This window comes from Paraburkholderia sp. J10-1, from assembly GCF_905220165.1.
Taxonomy (GTDB): Bacteria; Pseudomonadota; Gammaproteobacteria; order Burkholderiales; family Burkholderiaceae; genus Paraburkholderia.
In genome coordinates this window covers 228,849-243,115 of sequence record NZ_CAJMYW010000008.1, presented here as the reverse complement: position 1 = coordinate 243,115, position 14,267 = coordinate 228,849, and the positions used below count along the sequence as shown (strand labels likewise).

The 14,267-nt window shown below is 66.1% G+C and carries 12 protein-coding genes; 6 read left to right on the top strand and 6 right to left on the bottom strand.

Annotated features, from left to right (window positions below; genetic code table 11):
- Positions 1–11 precede the first annotated feature (11 nt).
- On the top strand, positions 12–608 hold the full coding sequence (locus tag U5A65_RS24565) for a hypothetical protein (protein WP_321914762.1): 597 nt from the start codon (positions 12–14) through the stop codon (positions 606–608).
- Positions 609–743: 135 nt separating this feature from the next.
- Here U5A65_RS24565 and otsA read toward each other — a convergent pair whose 3' ends face one another.
- The 4 genes from otsA to U5A65_RS24545 all read right to left on the bottom strand — a co-directional run bounded on the left by otsA (position 744) and on the right by U5A65_RS24545 (position 5,131).
- On the bottom strand, positions 744–2,204 hold the full coding sequence (gene otsA / locus U5A65_RS24560; RefSeq protein WP_321914763.1) for an alpha,alpha-trehalose-phosphate synthase (UDP-forming): 1,461 nt from the start codon (positions 2,202–2,204) through the stop codon (positions 744–746).
- A gap of 223 nt (positions 2,205–2,427) precedes the next feature.
- Positions 2,428–2,649, bottom strand: coding sequence for a hypothetical protein (locus tag U5A65_RS24555; protein WP_321914764.1), 222 nt, complete (start codon positions 2,647–2,649; stop codon positions 2,428–2,430).
- A gap of 481 nt (positions 2,650–3,130) precedes the next feature.
- On the bottom strand, positions 3,131–4,516 hold the full coding sequence (locus U5A65_RS24550) for a sigma-54 dependent transcriptional regulator (RefSeq protein WP_321914765.1): 1,386 nt from the start codon (positions 4,514–4,516) through the stop codon (positions 3,131–3,133).
- 306 nt (positions 4,517–4,822) lie between these two features.
- Positions 4,823–5,131 (bottom strand): hypothetical protein, encoded by a 309-nt coding sequence (locus U5A65_RS24545; protein ID WP_321914766.1) that lies wholly within the window; start codon positions 5,129–5,131, stop codon positions 4,823–4,825.
- Between the two features lie 428 nt (positions 5,132–5,559).
- On the opposite strand from U5A65_RS24545, the gene U5A65_RS24540 reads away from it, so the two are divergent.
- The 3 genes from U5A65_RS24540 to U5A65_RS24530 all read left to right on the top strand — a co-directional run bounded on the left by U5A65_RS24540 (position 5,560) and on the right by U5A65_RS24530 (position 8,079).
- The gene (locus U5A65_RS24540) at positions 5,560–6,651 is read left to right on the top strand and encodes a sigma-54 dependent transcriptional regulator (protein ID WP_321914767.1); all 1,092 of its coding nucleotides are present in this window, start codon (positions 5,560–5,562) and stop codon (positions 6,649–6,651) included.
- 352 nt (positions 6,652–7,003) lie between these two features.
- The gene (locus tag U5A65_RS24535; protein ID WP_321914768.1) at positions 7,004–7,516 is read left to right on the top strand and encodes a hypothetical protein; all 513 of its coding nucleotides are present in this window, start codon (positions 7,004–7,006) and stop codon (positions 7,514–7,516) included.
- A gap of 5 nt (positions 7,517–7,521) precedes the next feature.
- Positions 7,522–8,079: a hypothetical protein gene (locus U5A65_RS24530; RefSeq protein WP_321914777.1), complete on the top strand. Its 558-nt coding sequence runs from the start codon at positions 7,522–7,524 to the stop codon at positions 8,077–8,079.
- An 83-nt stretch (positions 8,080–8,162) separates the two neighbouring features.
- Here the strand turns inward: U5A65_RS24530 and U5A65_RS24525 are convergent, their stop codons facing one another.
- Both U5A65_RS24525 and U5A65_RS24520 read right to left on the bottom strand, forming a co-directional pair.
- Positions 8,163–9,512 carry a nitrate/sulfonate/bicarbonate ABC transporter ATP-binding protein gene (locus tag U5A65_RS24525; RefSeq protein ID WP_321914778.1) on the bottom strand — a complete coding sequence of 450 codons (1,350 nt, stop codon included), beginning with the start codon at positions 9,510–9,512 and terminating at the stop codon, positions 8,163–8,165.
- 40 nt (positions 9,513–9,552) lie between these two features.
- Positions 9,553–11,316, bottom strand: a complete 1,764-nt coding sequence (locus U5A65_RS24520; protein WP_321947898.1) for an ABC transporter permease subunit — start codon at positions 11,314–11,316, stop codon at positions 9,553–9,555.
- Positions 11,317–12,087: 771 nt separating this feature from the next.
- On the opposite strand from U5A65_RS24520, the gene U5A65_RS24515 reads away from it, so the two are divergent.
- Both U5A65_RS24515 and U5A65_RS24510 read left to right on the top strand, forming a co-directional pair.
- Complete coding sequence (locus tag U5A65_RS24515) at positions 12,088–13,767, top strand: diguanylate cyclase (protein WP_321912664.1); 1,680 nt, start codon at positions 12,088–12,090, stop codon at positions 13,765–13,767.
- A gap of 177 nt (positions 13,768–13,944) precedes the next feature.
- Positions 13,945–14,211 (top strand): hypothetical protein, encoded by a 267-nt coding sequence (locus U5A65_RS24510; RefSeq protein WP_158757279.1) that lies wholly within the window; start codon positions 13,945–13,947, stop codon positions 14,209–14,211.
- Positions 14,212–14,267 lie beyond the last annotated feature (56 nt).

Sequence of the window (14,267 nt, the reverse complement as noted above, 5' to 3'; positions counted from 1 at the left end):
GGGGGCTTCCCATGTCACTGATCGTCGCCGGTCGGTTCACGACCTTCCCCGCTGCCGAAGCAGCAGCTGAAAAGCTGTACGCGGGCGGCTTCCTCGAAGAAGACGTCAACCTGTTCTTCGTCAATCCACGCGGCCAGCATGCACGCCATGCCATGCCGGACACGCGCTCCGCCGCAGGCGCGCCGCCCACGGCCGTCGGCGTGCCGCCGCATCACACGCGCAATATCACTGCGGGCGCGGTGGCGGGCGCCGTGGTGGGCGTGGTGCTCTTCAGCGCGTTCTCGGCTGCGCTGCCCTCGGTCGTGATCGCCGCCGGCGTGGGCGCCTGGCTCGGGGCGCGCATCGGCGCGAGCGTGGGCGCGAAAGCCACCGCGCAGCAGATGTCGGCGCACCATGAGCGGGTGCACCGCGAAACGCGCATCGACGGCGTCCTGCTCTCCGTGCACGTGTGCTACGAGAATCAGGATCTGGCCGCGCAGTTGCTGCGCGAAGGTGGCGCCGTCGATATCGAGTGCGCCTCGGGCCAATGGCACGACGGCCACTGGGCCGACTTCGATCCGACCCGCGCGCCGATGCCGTTCGCGGCGCCAGGCGGCCAGCGGATCTGAGCGCCCGCCGCCTCGTCTATGACCCTGTGAGGCGGACGTAAAAAAACGCGGCGGCCCGAAGGCCGCCGCGTGACTGCGTTTGCGTCGAGAGAACGTTAGACACTCGAAGGCGGTGCGCACACCGCCTCGGCATGGCTACGCGCGCGCTGCGCGCTGCGCCTGTTCGGGCGCGGGAGCTTTCCCGGCCGGCGCGGCATTACGCGCTCTCGCCGTGACCGAAGCCGCCGTCGCGACGCTGCGCAGGTCGGCGAGGAACGTATCGCGCCAAACCGATAGATTGTTCTCGCGCAGCGACGCCATCATGTCGTTGTAGCGCGACACGCGCTCGGCGTGCGGCATGGAGAGCGCGCGCTCCAGCGCCTCGGCCGTCTGATTCAGGTCATACGGATTCACGACCAGCGCGCCCGGCATCTGCTCGGCCGCGCCCGCGAACTGCGAAAGCACCAGCACACCGGGATCGTCGGGATTCTGCGAAGCCACGTACTCCTTCGCCACGAGATTCATGCCGTCGCGCAGCGGCGCCACATAGCCCACCTGCGCCTCGCGGAACAGCGCCATCAGCAGGTTGCGCTCGTACTTGCGGTTCAGGTACTGGATCGGCGTCCAGTCGAGCTGCGCGAAACGCCCGTTGATGCGCCCGGCCTCGCCTTCGAGATTGCGGCGGATCGTCTGGTAGGTCTGCACGTCGGAGCGCGTCGGCGGCGCAATCTGCAGGAGCGAGACGCGGCCATGCCAGCCCGGCCCGTTCTGCAGCAGGCGCTCGAACGCCTGGAAGCGCTCGGCGAGCCCCTTGGAATAATCGAGCCGGTCCACGCTCATGATCAGCTTGCGCCCGCGCATGGCTTCTCGCAGGCTGCGCACAGCCTTGCGGTCGGCGAACTGCGAAGAGGCCTTGGCGATGGCATCGGGATAGATGCCGATCGGGTACGCCCCGACCTTCAGGAAACGGTCCCACGCGTGCACCATGCCGTCATCGCTCGCCGTGCCATGGCCGCCGCGCTCGATGTAGTCGAGGAAGGCCTGGCGGTCGGCGTCGGTCTGGAAGCCGACCACGTCGTAGTGGCACATGAACTTCATGAGCTCTTCGTGCGGCGGCACCGAGCGCATGACTTCAGGCACCGGCAGTGGAATGTGCAGGAAGAAGCCGATCGGGTTCTTCACCCCGAGGTCGCGCAGGCAGCGCGCGAATGGAATCAGGTGATAGTCGTGCACCCAGATGATGTCGTCGGGCTCGATGAGCGGCTGCAACTGACGCGCAAGCGAGACGTTCACGCGCAGGTAGCCGCCGTACTCCTGGCGCTCGTAGCGCGCGAGGTCGTTGCGGTAATGGAACGTCGGCCAGAGCGTCGTGTTCGAGAAGCCCTTGTAGTACTGGTCATAATCACGCCGGGTAAGACCCACCGTCGCGTAGGTGACGCTGCCCTGCTGCTCGATGACCGGTGCGGACGGCTCGGCGACCGTTTCGCCACTCCACCCGAACCACACACCGCCGGTTTCCTTGAGCGCGTCCAATACGCCGACTGCGAGCCCGCCCGCTGCGGGACGGCCCTCCTGGGTCGGCGCAACGCGATTCGATACCACGATCAGTCTGCCCATTGCGGCTCTACCTCCTGTTTCGTTGGGTCCGAAGACGATGCTTCAGGTATGTACGCAAGACGCGTGCCGGTTCGGCAGGGTCTGGAGCAAAAACCTTTTCTTGCCACTGACCAGACGAGCGAAATCCGCGCGGCAAGCACGCAAGTGCGCAATACCCCGGTGATTCATCAGGCCAGGAAACCGGCCTGCAAACAGCGCGTGGCGAGCGGCGGTTCGAAGCGAATCAGGCGTCCTGCTCCGAGCCGAGATCGCGCTGGTACTCGATGCCCTCCGCCCGCGCCCCGCCTTGGTTGTGCTCGCCATCGGGCGGCACGCCCGGCGCCGCGCGGTTCTGGCCTGCGGGGTCCGGCGTGACTGACGGCGGAGGATTGCTCTTCTCTTGCGAATCGCGCGGGCCACGCTTGCCCGTGTAACGTGCGGAGCGGCGCAAGGCAGGATGTCTCATGTCAATGCCTCCAGCGGCAGGCGGCCACGCGGTGGTGGCGTTTTTTTATAGTCTAGGGTTCGCCGCGTGAATTCGCCGGTAAAAATGGTCGGGCTTTTGTAACTAATACATAAAAGCCATCGGGGTCGTCCGATGACCTCGGCAGGCCGAGCGAGCAGCGGCCGGCGTTGCGCGCAATGCGCCAGGCGAGCGATCAATTCGAAAGGAGACCGAAGGGTCGAATGAATGTGCCGAATGCCCCGAATGCGGCGCTTCGTCCGGTTGCGTTGGCGGATCGCCGATGGGCGGCACGTCGGGCTCGCCGGGCTGATCCGGCGGCGGTTCGTCGGGCTGCGGGGTATGCGCGAGCCAGGGCTTCACGCGAACGGCATCACTGGATTGGCAGCTCGGCATCTTTCGCTCCTCATGATGGACGCGAAACTCACACTGCAAGCGTCGTACCGTGCGTGCGCGCCCGCGCGGGCGCACACGCGAGCGCTGCTCAGGCGCCCGCTACGCGCGCCGGCGCATCGCCCTTGCCGGCGCTTTCGTTGCCGTACTCCACAAGACGGTTATAGAGCGTCTTCAGGCTGATGCCGAGAATTTCCGCCGCGCGCGTCTTCACGCCGCCGCACTGCTCGAGCGTCGCGAGAATGAGTTGGCGATCGGCGTCGGCAAGCGAGGTGCCGAACGGAATCGTGACCGCGGTGCCCGCAATCGGCTTCGAGAGCGAGATCTGCAACGGTACCGTGGCTGTGAAGTCGCCTTCGTTGCCCGACATGATGTGCGCGCGCTGCACGTAGTTCTTCAGCTCGCGCACGTTGCCGGGCCACGGGTAGGCCGCCAGCATGTCGCGCACAGCCGCCGGAAACTGCTTTTTCGTGCCGTGGCGCTCGTTCAGTTCGTCGAGGAACGCCTGGGCGAGCAGTTCGACGTCCTTGCCCCGCTCGCGCAGCGGCGGCAGGCTGATCGGAAACACATTCAGGCGGTGATACAGGTCCAGACGCAGCTTGCCTTCGGCCACGGCCTGCTCCGGGTCGCGGTTGGTCGCCGCGATCAGGCGCACATCGGTCTCGATTTCCTTGGTCGTGCCCACGCGCATGAACATGCCGGTTTCGAGCACGCGCAGCAGCTTCACTTGCAGCTCGATCGGCATTTCGGTGATTTCGTCGAGGAACAGCGTGCCGCCGTTCGCGCGCTCGAAATAGCCCTTGTGCTGCCGGTCCGCTCCCGTGAACGATCCGCGCTCGTGACCGAACATTTCGGACTCGATCAGGTTCGGCGAGATCGCCCCGCAGTTCACGGCGAGGAATTCGTGCTTGCGGCGCAGGCTCAACTGGTGGATGGTCTGCGCGGCCACTTCCTTGCCGGTGCCCGACTCGCCCACCAGCATGACCGAAGCGGGCGTGACCGCCACACGGCTGATCTGGTCGTAGACCTCCTGCATGGCCGGCGAATTGCCGAGCATCAGGCCAAAGCGCCCCATGCGGCGCAACTCGCCGCGCAGCGTGCCGATTTCGGCCTTGAGGTCGCCCGCGCGCGGCAGGCGGTTCAGGATCGCCTTCACGCGCTGGAGATTGATCGGCTTGACCAGGTAGTCGATCGCGCCGGACTTGAGCGCATCGACCGCCGTCTCGACGCTCGCGTGCCCGGTGATGATCACGAACTCCACGCCCGAGCGCGGGTCGAGATCCTCGAAAAGGTCGGTGCCACTGCCGTCGGGCAGCTTCAGGTCGGTGAAGACCACGTCCGGCGTCTGCCGCACGAGCTGGATGCGCGCCTCGCGCAGGTCGCCTGCCTGCGCGGTGGTGAGCCCATCTTCGCTCACCACGGCCGCCAGCGCCTCGCGGGTTTGCGCATCGTCATCGACAATCAATACATGTGGCATCGCGTCTCGTCAGCCCTGGTAGGTGAGTGGCTCCAAAGCGCGAGCGCCGCGCCCTTCGCAAGCGCGCCAGGCAGGGTTGCCCGGCGCGGCGGAAGTCGCGACGCACGTGATTGCGCTGCAGTGGAGTACGAAACGGTCGGACGTACGCCCCAGACGGCAAAAGCCTGAAATTCGCGGTTTTGCTACAACTGAGCAACAATACCGTCAGCCGTGGGCCGCCCGAACCTCGATTGTTGTTGATATGACCATTATAGACACATTCGAGACAAGCGGGCACGGCTCTCGCATGGCGCCGGCCCCGCCCGCCTAGCTATGCGGAAACGGCCAGGGCATACCGTTCGAGCCGTTCACGCCATGGGTCACGCGGCCCTTCATACCGTGTTCCGGCGAGTCCGGAGCACCTGCGGCCATCGCCATTTCCGGAGCCTGGTCGTCGTTGCCCACGCTATCCGCAAGCGAGCCGCCTTCGCCTTCCCAGCGGCTCAAGTCGCGATAAAAAGTTTGCCGTTGCAGGCGGTGACGCTGCGAGAAACGCCAGGCCAGCATGCCCGCCATGGCGCCCAGCGCGCCGACGGTCACCAAGGTTCCTACCAAACCGCTGCGGTTCTTCGACATATCGCTCTCCCAGATACGCCTCGTCAAAGACGGAAGACGCGCGAGTTGACTCCGAGTTGGCTCAAGCGGCATCGCCGGGGGCGCGGCCAATGCGCCGCCCCTACAACGCAGACGACGCGCACTTGTGCAAGTTCCGCAGCAGGATGCGTGCCACGCCTCGCTCGCTGATGCCTGGGCAGGTCCATTGCCCTGTCAGGCGCGGCAGTGGTTAAATGTTTACGCGTTAACGAGCAAAAGCCGAGCAAAAGCCGGGCAACCCCCGAGCCAATCTCGGAGATGCAAACCTCGCGGCCGTCGGAGCGGCAAGTTCCGCACCTGTCCTGGACGGCCAGCCCCGGATCGCAGGGCCTGTTCCCGATGCGCGCAAAAGCATGCAGATGCGCGCAGAAGCGAACGCCCCGCACTACATTTGCAGGACGAACATCCCTATGGCGTCAATCGAGCCGGGCTCGCCCGCCGCCACGAAACGAACCAGTGGAACCCGCGCAAACCCAGGAAACACCGGACCGGACGCCGACACGCGCGTCGCGGGACTGCAGTCGTACGGTCTGCTGTACGGCTCGTCGGCGGTCATGCTGGAACTTTACGCGCAGATCGAACGCGTGGCCGTGACCGAGGCCACGGCGCTCATCGTCGGCGAATCGGGCACGGGCAAGGAACTGATCGCCCGCACGATCCACGCGAACAGCGAACGCCGCGACGGCCCGTTCATCGCGGTCAACTGCGGTGCGATTCCCGACGAACTGATCGAGGCCGAACTGTTCGGCCACGAAAAAGGCAGCTTCACGGGCGCCGTGCAAGCGCGCGACGGTCACTTCGAACACGCGCGCGGCGGCACGCTGTTCCTCGACGAAATCACCGAAATGTCGCTGCTGCACCAGGTGAAGCTGCTGCGCGCGCTCGAAACCGGCGAGTACTTTCCGGTGGGCGGCAACGAAGCGATTCGCGGCGACGTGCGCATCATCGCCGCCACCAACCGCGACCCAATCACAGCCGTGAAGGAAAACTGCCTGCGCGAAGACCTGATGTACAGGCTCGCGGTGTTTCCCTTGCGCGCCCCGCCGCTGCGCGAACGCGAGCGCGACCGCGAACTGCTCGCGCAGCATTTCCTCACCGAACTGAACGACCAGGAAGGCACGCAAAAGACCTTCAGCAAGCGGGCGCTCGAGACAGTGCGCAACTGGTCGTGGCCCGGCAACGTGCGCGAACTGAAGAACGCCGTGTACCGCGCGTTTATCCTTGCGGAAAAGGTTGTTGAGATCGCGCACCCCCAACTGGTGCCGCGCGTGAAGAAGCCCGTCACCCAGGGCGATGCGATGAGCGTATGGATCGGCACGCCGCTCGCCGATGCGCAAAAGCAGATCATTCTCGGCACGCTCAAATATTGCGGCGGCGATAAACGTCTCGCGGCACGCACGCTCGGCGTGAGCCTCAAGACGCTCTACAACCGGCTAGGCAGCTACGGCGCCGACGACGGCGAAGCCGAAGCGGGCGCCGACCCGGACACGAACGAAGCCTGATTGCCCTTCCCCACGCCTCGCGCGTTGCGCCGCTCTCGCGGCACGATCGTTGCGCGCCGGGGCTCAAGCCGAGCGGCAGGCCGATCAAAGATCGGTCTGCCGCGCACGCCCTTTTGCAATTTCTTGCACTTTACCTATCCCGGTTAACAATCGCCTGTTGCACAATCCGCAGCACGTTAAGTAAGCAAAACATGCTGGATGTGCACGCAACGTGACGCTATCCGGCAAGCGGCAGGGAATCATCATGCAAGAACGAAGTGCCCGGGCGCGCGTTGCGCCGTCCATGTCAGCGGCAGTCGCGGGAACGATTGCCGGTGTGCCCCCGCTCTCCCGCGCCCCCTGGCGACGCGTCATGTCGCTCACGCTGCTCGCCACGGTGGCGAGCCTCGCATGCTCGGCCTGCAGTTCGCTCTACTCCGAAGGCGCGCAAACGGGCGCAGGCATTGCCGGCGCCGCGGTCGCCTCGAAAGTAACGAGCAACGCCGCCGTCGCGACTGGCATCGGCCTGGGCGCCGTGGCCGCGGCGAAGGCCGGCGTGCAGTACTCCGAGCGCGTCGTCCACACCAACACCCAGAACAGCATTGCGAAGGCCGCGGGCCCGCTCGACGTCGGCGCGGTCGCGCCCTGGTCGATCGTGCACTCGTTCCCGATCGAGGACGACGAGCATGGCCGCGTCACGGTGAGCCGCACGATCAGCAGCGGCGCGCTCGATTGCAAGGAAATCGTCTTCTCCGTCGACCACGAGGCCACGAAGGACAAGGCTGCTTCGAGCGCCTTCTTCGTCGCTTCGGTGTGCCGCGACGGCGACAACTGGAAGTGGGCCTCGGCCGAACCCGCCACCGCCCGCTGGGGTGCGCTGCAATGAACGGCATGAACGCGCGCGCGCGTCGCGTACGCCACGTGGAAACGGATTCGCCGACGTCTCGCCCCGTGAAGCTCATCGCGCTGGCCACGCTCTGCGCGGGCATCGCACTCGGCTCGAGCGGCTGCTCGTCGATTGGCGCAGCGAGCGGCGCCGCAGCGGCAGCGGCCACTGGCATCGTCACGGCGAATCCCGCCGTGGGCATCGGCGTGGGCATCGCCGTGCAAGCGGCCACCGACGAAGCCGTCGGCCGCTTCATGAAGAGCATGCACGCAGACCAGCAGGAATTGATCGCCGAAACCGCCGGCCGCCTGCCCGTGGGCGGCATGGACCTCTGGCGCATCAAGCACCAGCTGCCCGTGGAGAACGGCCACGGCCAGGTGCGCGTGACGCGCGCGTTCTCCAACGCGCTCACGCTCTGCAAGGACTTCGTGTTCTCGGTGCAGGACGGCGACAAGGGCGACTCGCCCGAGCAGTGGTTCACCGCGAGCGCGTGTCAGGACCAGTCGGGCTGGAAGTGGGCCACGGCCGAACCTGCGGTGGAGCGCTGGGGCACGCTGCAATAGCCGTTTTTATCCGCAAACGAAAAACGGTCGCAGGGCTAACTCGCCTTGCGACCGTTTTTTTATGCTCGCGACCTGCGCAGCGCTCAGGACTCCACGTCTTCGAGACTGAAGATTTCCGACTGGTCGTTGTACGAGAAGATCTCGCCATAGCGGCCCCAGTCGATCACGGTGTCGAGCGTCTCTTCCGCCGCGCCGTCGGAGAGAAAGTCCTCCAGCTCCTGCTCGAAACGCACGCGCGGCGCGCGATGGCCCGGGCGTTCGTTGAGCACCTTCTTGATGCGCGCCGCGAGCGGCACATGCCGCAACAGATGCTCGGCGAACATCATCTTGCGCTCCTGCGTGCCGAATTCCGCGAACACGCGCGCGGGTGGCGTGAGCAGCACGTCGCCTTCGCGCACGTCGGCGAAACCGAGGTTCTGCAGCACTTCCGCGATCGGGAACAGGTCGTCCACTTCCAGATGCAGCGAGCGCGCGATTTCCGGCATGTCGGCGCGGCCGTGGTACGGCGCGGCCGCGAGCGTTTCGATCAGACCGGCCATCAGGTTGGTCGACACGCGCGGCAGCCAGCTGCCGAGTTCGAGCCCCTTCTTCGTGGTTTCGCCGGTCTGACGCGCGGTCATCTTCGCGTAGATGTCGTCCACAAGCTTGCGGAACACCGGGTCGAGGCGGTTGCGCGGATGCTTGAACGGCACCTTGATCTCGGCCACCACGCGGCCCGGATTCGACGACAGCACCAGAATGCGGTCGCACATGAACACCGCTTCCTCGATGTTGTGCGTGACGATCAGCACCGACTTGATCGGCAAGCGGCCTTGCGTCCACAGGTCGAGCAGGTCGGTACGCAGCGTTTCGGCCGTCAGCACGTCGAGCGCGGAGAACGGCTCGTCCATGAGCATCAGCATCGGGTCGACCACGAGCGCGCGCGCGAAACCCACGCGCTGACGCATGCCGCCCGAAAGCTCACGCGGGTAGGCGTTTTCAAAGCCGTCCAGACCGATCAGGTCGATGGCCGCCAGCGCCCGTTCACGGCGCTCGCGCGCGCCGACGCCCTGCGCTTCGAGGCCCGCTTCCACGTTCTGCAGCACGGTGAGCCACGGGAACAGCGCGAAAGTCTGGAACACCATCGCCACGCCTTCGGCCGGCCCTTCGAGCGGCTTGCCGCGCCAGGTGACGTCGCCGGAGGTCGGCGAAATCAGGCCCGCGATAATGCGCAGCAACGTGGACTTGCCCGAGCCCGAGCGCCCTAGCAGCCCGACGATCTCGCCCTCGCGCAGCTGAAGGTTGGCGTCGTCGAGCACGAGCAGTTCGCCCTGGGACTTGTTGAAGCCCCGGCACACGTCCTTCACGTTCAGAATTTCTGCGCCGAGGCGCGGCGGATTCGGAGCCGTCTGCACATCGCCGTGCGCGGCGCTCAGCGTCTTGGGGTTTTGCATCGCGTTACCTTCGATCATTCGTTGTTCGATCAGTCGTCGATCAGTCGAGCCGCAGACGGGACTCGGCATACGTGTACAGCGGGCGCCACAAGAGGCGGTTGAACAGCGTGACGAAGAGCGACATCACGGCAATGCCGAGAATGATCTTCGGGTAGTCGCCGGCCGCCGTCGTCTGCGCGATGTAGGCGCCAAGGCCGTGCGCGACGACCTTCGTGTCGCCCCACTGCACGAACTCCGCGACGATACTCGCGTTCCACGCGCCGCCCGAGGCCGTGATGGCGCCCGTGATGTAGTACGGGAAAATGCCCGGGAGCATGGCCTGGCGCCACCATTGCCATCCGCGGATATGGAAGTTCTTCGCGGCTTCCTTGTAATCGTTGGGATAGGCGCTGGCCCCTGCAACTACGTTGAACAGGATATACCACTGGGTGCCGAGCACGATGAGCGGCGACAGCCAGATGTCAGGATTGAGGTGAAAGCGCACGATCACGATCACGAACACCGGAAACAGAAGGTTCGCCGGGAACGCCGCGAGGAACTGCGCGAGCGGCTGGACCTTCTCGGCGAGCGCGGGGCGCAAGCCGATCAGCACGCCGAGCGGCACCCAGATCACCGAGGCGATGGCGATCAGCAGCAGCACGCGAAAGAGCGTGATGAAGCCGAGACCGACCACGTGCCACACGTCGTCGAGCGTCACGCCCGTGCGCACATACGCCGCCACGCGCCACACCACGAACACGGTCAGCGCGATCACGAGCACGGCCCACACGGCGTCGCCAATGCGAGCGCGCAAGCCGCCGCGTCCGCGCGCCACGGGCGCGGCGAACGTCACGTTCGGAAACGACGGCAGCTGGATCGGCATGCGCGCGGCCTTGGCGAAGAGCCAGCCGAGCGGCACGAGCAGTTGATGAATGAGGTGCGTGCGGCGAATGAGGTCGAGCAGCCACGACTCCGGCGCATCGCCCGAGCTCGTGTTCTCCATGCGGAACTTGTCGGCCCACGCCACCAGCGGGCGGAACAGGAACTGGTCGTACGCGAGGATCACGACGATCATCGTGAGGATCACCCAGCCCACCGCGTGCAGGTTCTTTTCCGCGATCGCCTGGGCCAGATACGCGCCGATGCCCGGCAGCGTGATCGTGTTGTTGCCCACCGTGATCGCTTCGGAGGCCACCACGAAGAACCAGCCGCCCGACATCGACATCATCATGTTCCAGATGAGGCCCGGCATCGAGAACGGCACTTCGAGCTTCCAGAAGCGCTGCCACGCGGTCAGGTGAAAGCCGCGTGAGACTTCATCGAGATCGCGCGGCACCGTGCGCAGCGACTGGTAGAAGCTGAAGGTCATGTTCCAGGCCTGGCTCGTGAAGATCGCGAAGATCGCCGCGAGTTCGGCGCCGAGCACGCGCGAGGGAAAGAGCGCGAGGAAAAACGTGACCGTGAACGAGATGTATCCGAGCACCGGCACCGACTGCAGGATGTCGAGAATCGGCACGAGCACCTGGCCCGCGCGGCGGCTCTTCGCCGCGAGCGTGCCGTACACGAGCGTGAAGGTGAGCGAGGCGACCATCGCCGCGAGCATGCGCAGCGTGGTGCGCATGGCGTACTCGGGCAGGTTGGCCGGGTCGAGCGAGATGACCTGGGTCTTGAGCGTGGCGATGGGCGCCATCGTCTCGTGAAAGCCCACGGCCGCCATCGCGATCAGGCCGATCATCAGCGGGAACGCCACGAAGTCCCAGCGGTTCGGCAGCACGCGCCACGCCGAGGCGTTGGCCGTGCGGTTCAGGTTGAAGCTGAACTCCATTCAGACGCCCTCCGCGCCGGGTTTCAGGAAAGCGGACGACAGGGCGTCCGTGCCGCCAGAGTAGCGTGGCACTTGCAACAGGGATGGCGGATCGACAAGGGCAAGGCGCATGGACACAGAATTTCGTTGGCGTTGATGACACGGCGACGATGCCGCGATGGTACGCACCGCCCACGCCGTCGTTGCTGGAGCGGCTGGCGGCTCGCGACTGGGCTTGCCTCGACTGAAACGGCACGACACTACTACAACCTTCATGACACTCACAACCGCGCCAGGCACCCCGCGAAAGCCAGACCACGCGGGCTTTCGCGGCGCTTTCGCAGGCCTTCTGGCCAGCTTCCAGAACGGAAGCGCACGCGGCTTCTGGACGTCATCGTGATGACGCATCGATGACGCCTTGATGACATAGCGTGTCGTCGCTCCTGCCACTTCGAGGCCGCCAGCGCCAGTAGGCGTCGCTTGCGCGCCACACGTTAGCCCGAGCGCGAACCCCGCGCGCGAAGCCTCGCTGACCGCGCTGACTCCTCCTCCAGCCCGCTCACCGCCGCTCAACGCCACGTAGGGCCGTGCTGGCGGCATGCGGCTTGCATGTTTGCGATCTGCGCACGTCCCCGCGCCCTCGCGCGCCGCCTCTCAACACCGCACCGCCGCTTCGAGAGCGGGTTCGCGGGCCCCGTTCGAGGGGTAAAATCGACGGGCTCCGTCAATGGCGCTTCGATGCCCCGGGGCACCGATACCACGCCTCAATACCACTCACGAACCAGAAGGCCGATGAACAGGAGACTCTTGCGCCAGGCAGCCGGGCCCCTCGGGGTCGTGGTGGTCGCGCTCGTCTGCTGGGCGGCAGCCGACTGGCTCGCGGACCGCATGGTCCGCCAGGAGTTCGAAGCAGCGCTCACCGCGCAGCGCCAGATGATGCGCTCGGTTGTGGACAACATGGCCGAAGTGATCGCAAGCGACCTCGCCATGTCGCGCGCCATTCCCGCGACGATGGCCGAAACCCGCGTCGTCCAGCAGGCGCTCACCGAGGCCGCGCATTATGCCGCGTCAAGCGATTCGACGGAACTGGCGCGGCGCAAGGACCTGCAAAGCGTGCCGGCGCTCACCGGCGTCGACCGCTTCCTGCACGACGCCCAGGGCTTCTCCGGGCTCGATGCGATCTGGCTCGTCAACGCCAACGGCATCTGCATCGCCTCGAGCAACGCGCTCGAGAAAATCTCCTACGTCGGCGTGGATATGCGGCCACGCGCGTATCTGAACGAAACGCTGCTCGGCGCGTTCTCCGAAGCCTACGGCGTGGGCACGGCAAGCGGCGAACCCGGCATCTTCGTCGCCGCGCCCGTCTACGACGACGGCCTGCTGGTCGGCGCCGTGGTCGCGAAGGTCAGCATCGCGCGCTTGCGCCACTGGGTCACGCACCCAGGCACCTTCGTCGCGGACAACAACGGCGTCATCATCATGGCCCACGACAGCGCGCTCGAAGGACACGCCCTGCCGGGCTCGCACGTCGCGGAAATGAACGCGGTGGACCGCGTGAACACCTATTTGCGCGAGCATTTTGCGCCGCTCGAACTGCGCTCGGCCTCGAAAACGGCGTTGCGCGAGGCGCCGTGGACGCCGCGCGCGGACGCCGCGCAAATGATCGAATGGCCGGGCCAACGCTCGCCTGCCCTCTATGAACACCGCGGCGGCCTGAACTCCGGGCTCTCGGCGCATCTCGTGGATCCGGTCAATGCGTGGTCCGATCTGATCGCGAACCACCAGCGCGACCGGCTCCTCATTTTCCTCACGCTCGCGGGCACGGCAGCGCTCGCGGCGGTGATCTCGGTTTCGTGGGTGCGCGAGCGGCGCCTGCACCACGCAAGCCGCGATCTCGCCGGGCAACTGCAGGCCGCGAACGCACTGCTCGCCGCCGAGGCGCGCCACGACGCGCTGACCGGCGCGCTCTCGCGGCGCTACTTCCTCGACCTGCTACGCCGCGAGATCGACGCGTCCTATGCCGCGGGTACGCCGCTGTGCATGGCGATCGCCGACCTCGACTACTTCAAGCAGATCAACGACCGCTTCGGCCATCCGGCCGGCGACCGCGCGCTCCAGCATTTCGTGGAGACCTGCCGCGCGGAACTGCGCGCCGACGACGCAGTCGGGCGTCTTGGCGGCGAAGAGTTCGGCATCCTGTTGCCCGCAACCTCGCTCGCCACGGGTCAAGCCGTGCTCGACCGCCTGCGCCAGCAGGTCGGCAAGCGCATTTGCGTGGACCTGCCCGAGGAAGCGAGCGTGAGCGTGAGCATCGGCGTGACCGAGCTTGCCGCCACGCAGGATCAACCAGAACGTCTGATGAGCCGCGCCGACCTTGCGCTCTACATGGCGAAGGCAGCCGGGCGCGACCGCTGCGAGGCCATGACGGCCGAGGGCGTCGTGCCGCCGCGCGCCGCAGCGCCAACCTGGTGAGCGCGCAACGAACTGGCGCGACAACCCGCACGAAACAAGCCCGTATCAGTCTGCGGGACTCGCCCGGCTCAACCGGCGAGGCGCGGTATCATCGGATAAACGGTGCGCGCCAGTTTGTTCGGCGCGCATGAGTCAAACCGCGCCACTTCGGTGTTCCGCACAAATCTGGAGGCATGCATGAAGGGAAATCTGGTCATTGTCTGCCGCGATCAGGATGCGCTCGCGTTCGACCAGTTGATGGTCGAGTACGGCGCATTCCAGACGCGCCTGTCATCGACCGCGTGGTATCTGAAACTCGACACCACGCCCGAGTTGATTCAGGAAGAAATTCTTGCCCGCCTCGGCAAGTACACCACGCACTACATCTTCGAAGCGGACACCGTGACCTATAACACGGTGGACAACGACGCCGCCGCCGCGCTCGACACGCTTTTCACGGCCTGAGCGGGTGCGTCTGGGTTCATCCGGTATTACCCGGCGTCGCTGAGGCGGCGCCTTCG

Bases quoted from the DNA above. Each gene is read 5' to 3' on its own strand.
- U5A65_RS24565 (WP_321914762.1), top strand. From the start codon at position 12: ATGTCACTGATCGTCGCCGGTCGGTTCACGACCTTCCCCGCTGCCGAA.
- otsA (WP_321914763.1), bottom strand. From the start codon at position 2,204: ATGGGCAGACTGATCGTGGTATCGAATCGCGTTGCGCCGACCCAGGAG.
- U5A65_RS24555 (WP_321914764.1), bottom strand. From the start codon at position 2,649: ATGAGACATCCTGCCTTGCGCCGCTCCGCACGTTACACGGGCAAGCGT.
- U5A65_RS24550 (WP_321914765.1), bottom strand. From the start codon at position 4,516: ATGCCACATGTATTGATTGTCGATGACGATGCGCAAACCCGCGAGGCG.
- U5A65_RS24545 (WP_321914766.1), bottom strand. From the start codon at position 5,131: ATGTCGAAGAACCGCAGCGGTTTGGTAGGAACCTTGGTGACCGTCGGC.
- U5A65_RS24540 (WP_321914767.1), top strand. From the start codon at position 5,560: ATGGCGTCAATCGAGCCGGGCTCGCCCGCCGCCACGAAACGAACCAGT.
- U5A65_RS24535 (WP_321914768.1), top strand. From the start codon at position 7,004: ATGTCGCTCACGCTGCTCGCCACGGTGGCGAGCCTCGCATGCTCGGCC.
- U5A65_RS24530 (WP_321914777.1), top strand. From the start codon at position 7,522: ATGAACGCGCGCGCGCGTCGCGTACGCCACGTGGAAACGGATTCGCCG.
- U5A65_RS24525 (WP_321914778.1), bottom strand. From the start codon at position 9,512: ATGCAAAACCCCAAGACGCTGAGCGCCGCGCACGGCGATGTGCAGACG.
- U5A65_RS24520 (WP_321947898.1), bottom strand. From the start codon at position 11,316: ATGGAGTTCAGCTTCAACCTGAACCGCACGGCCAACGCCTCGGCGTGG.
- U5A65_RS24515 (WP_321912664.1), top strand. From the start codon at position 12,088: ATGAACAGGAGACTCTTGCGCCAGGCAGCCGGGCCCCTCGGGGTCGTG.
- U5A65_RS24510 (WP_158757279.1), top strand. From the start codon at position 13,945: ATGAAGGGAAATCTGGTCATTGTCTGCCGCGATCAGGATGCGCTCGCG.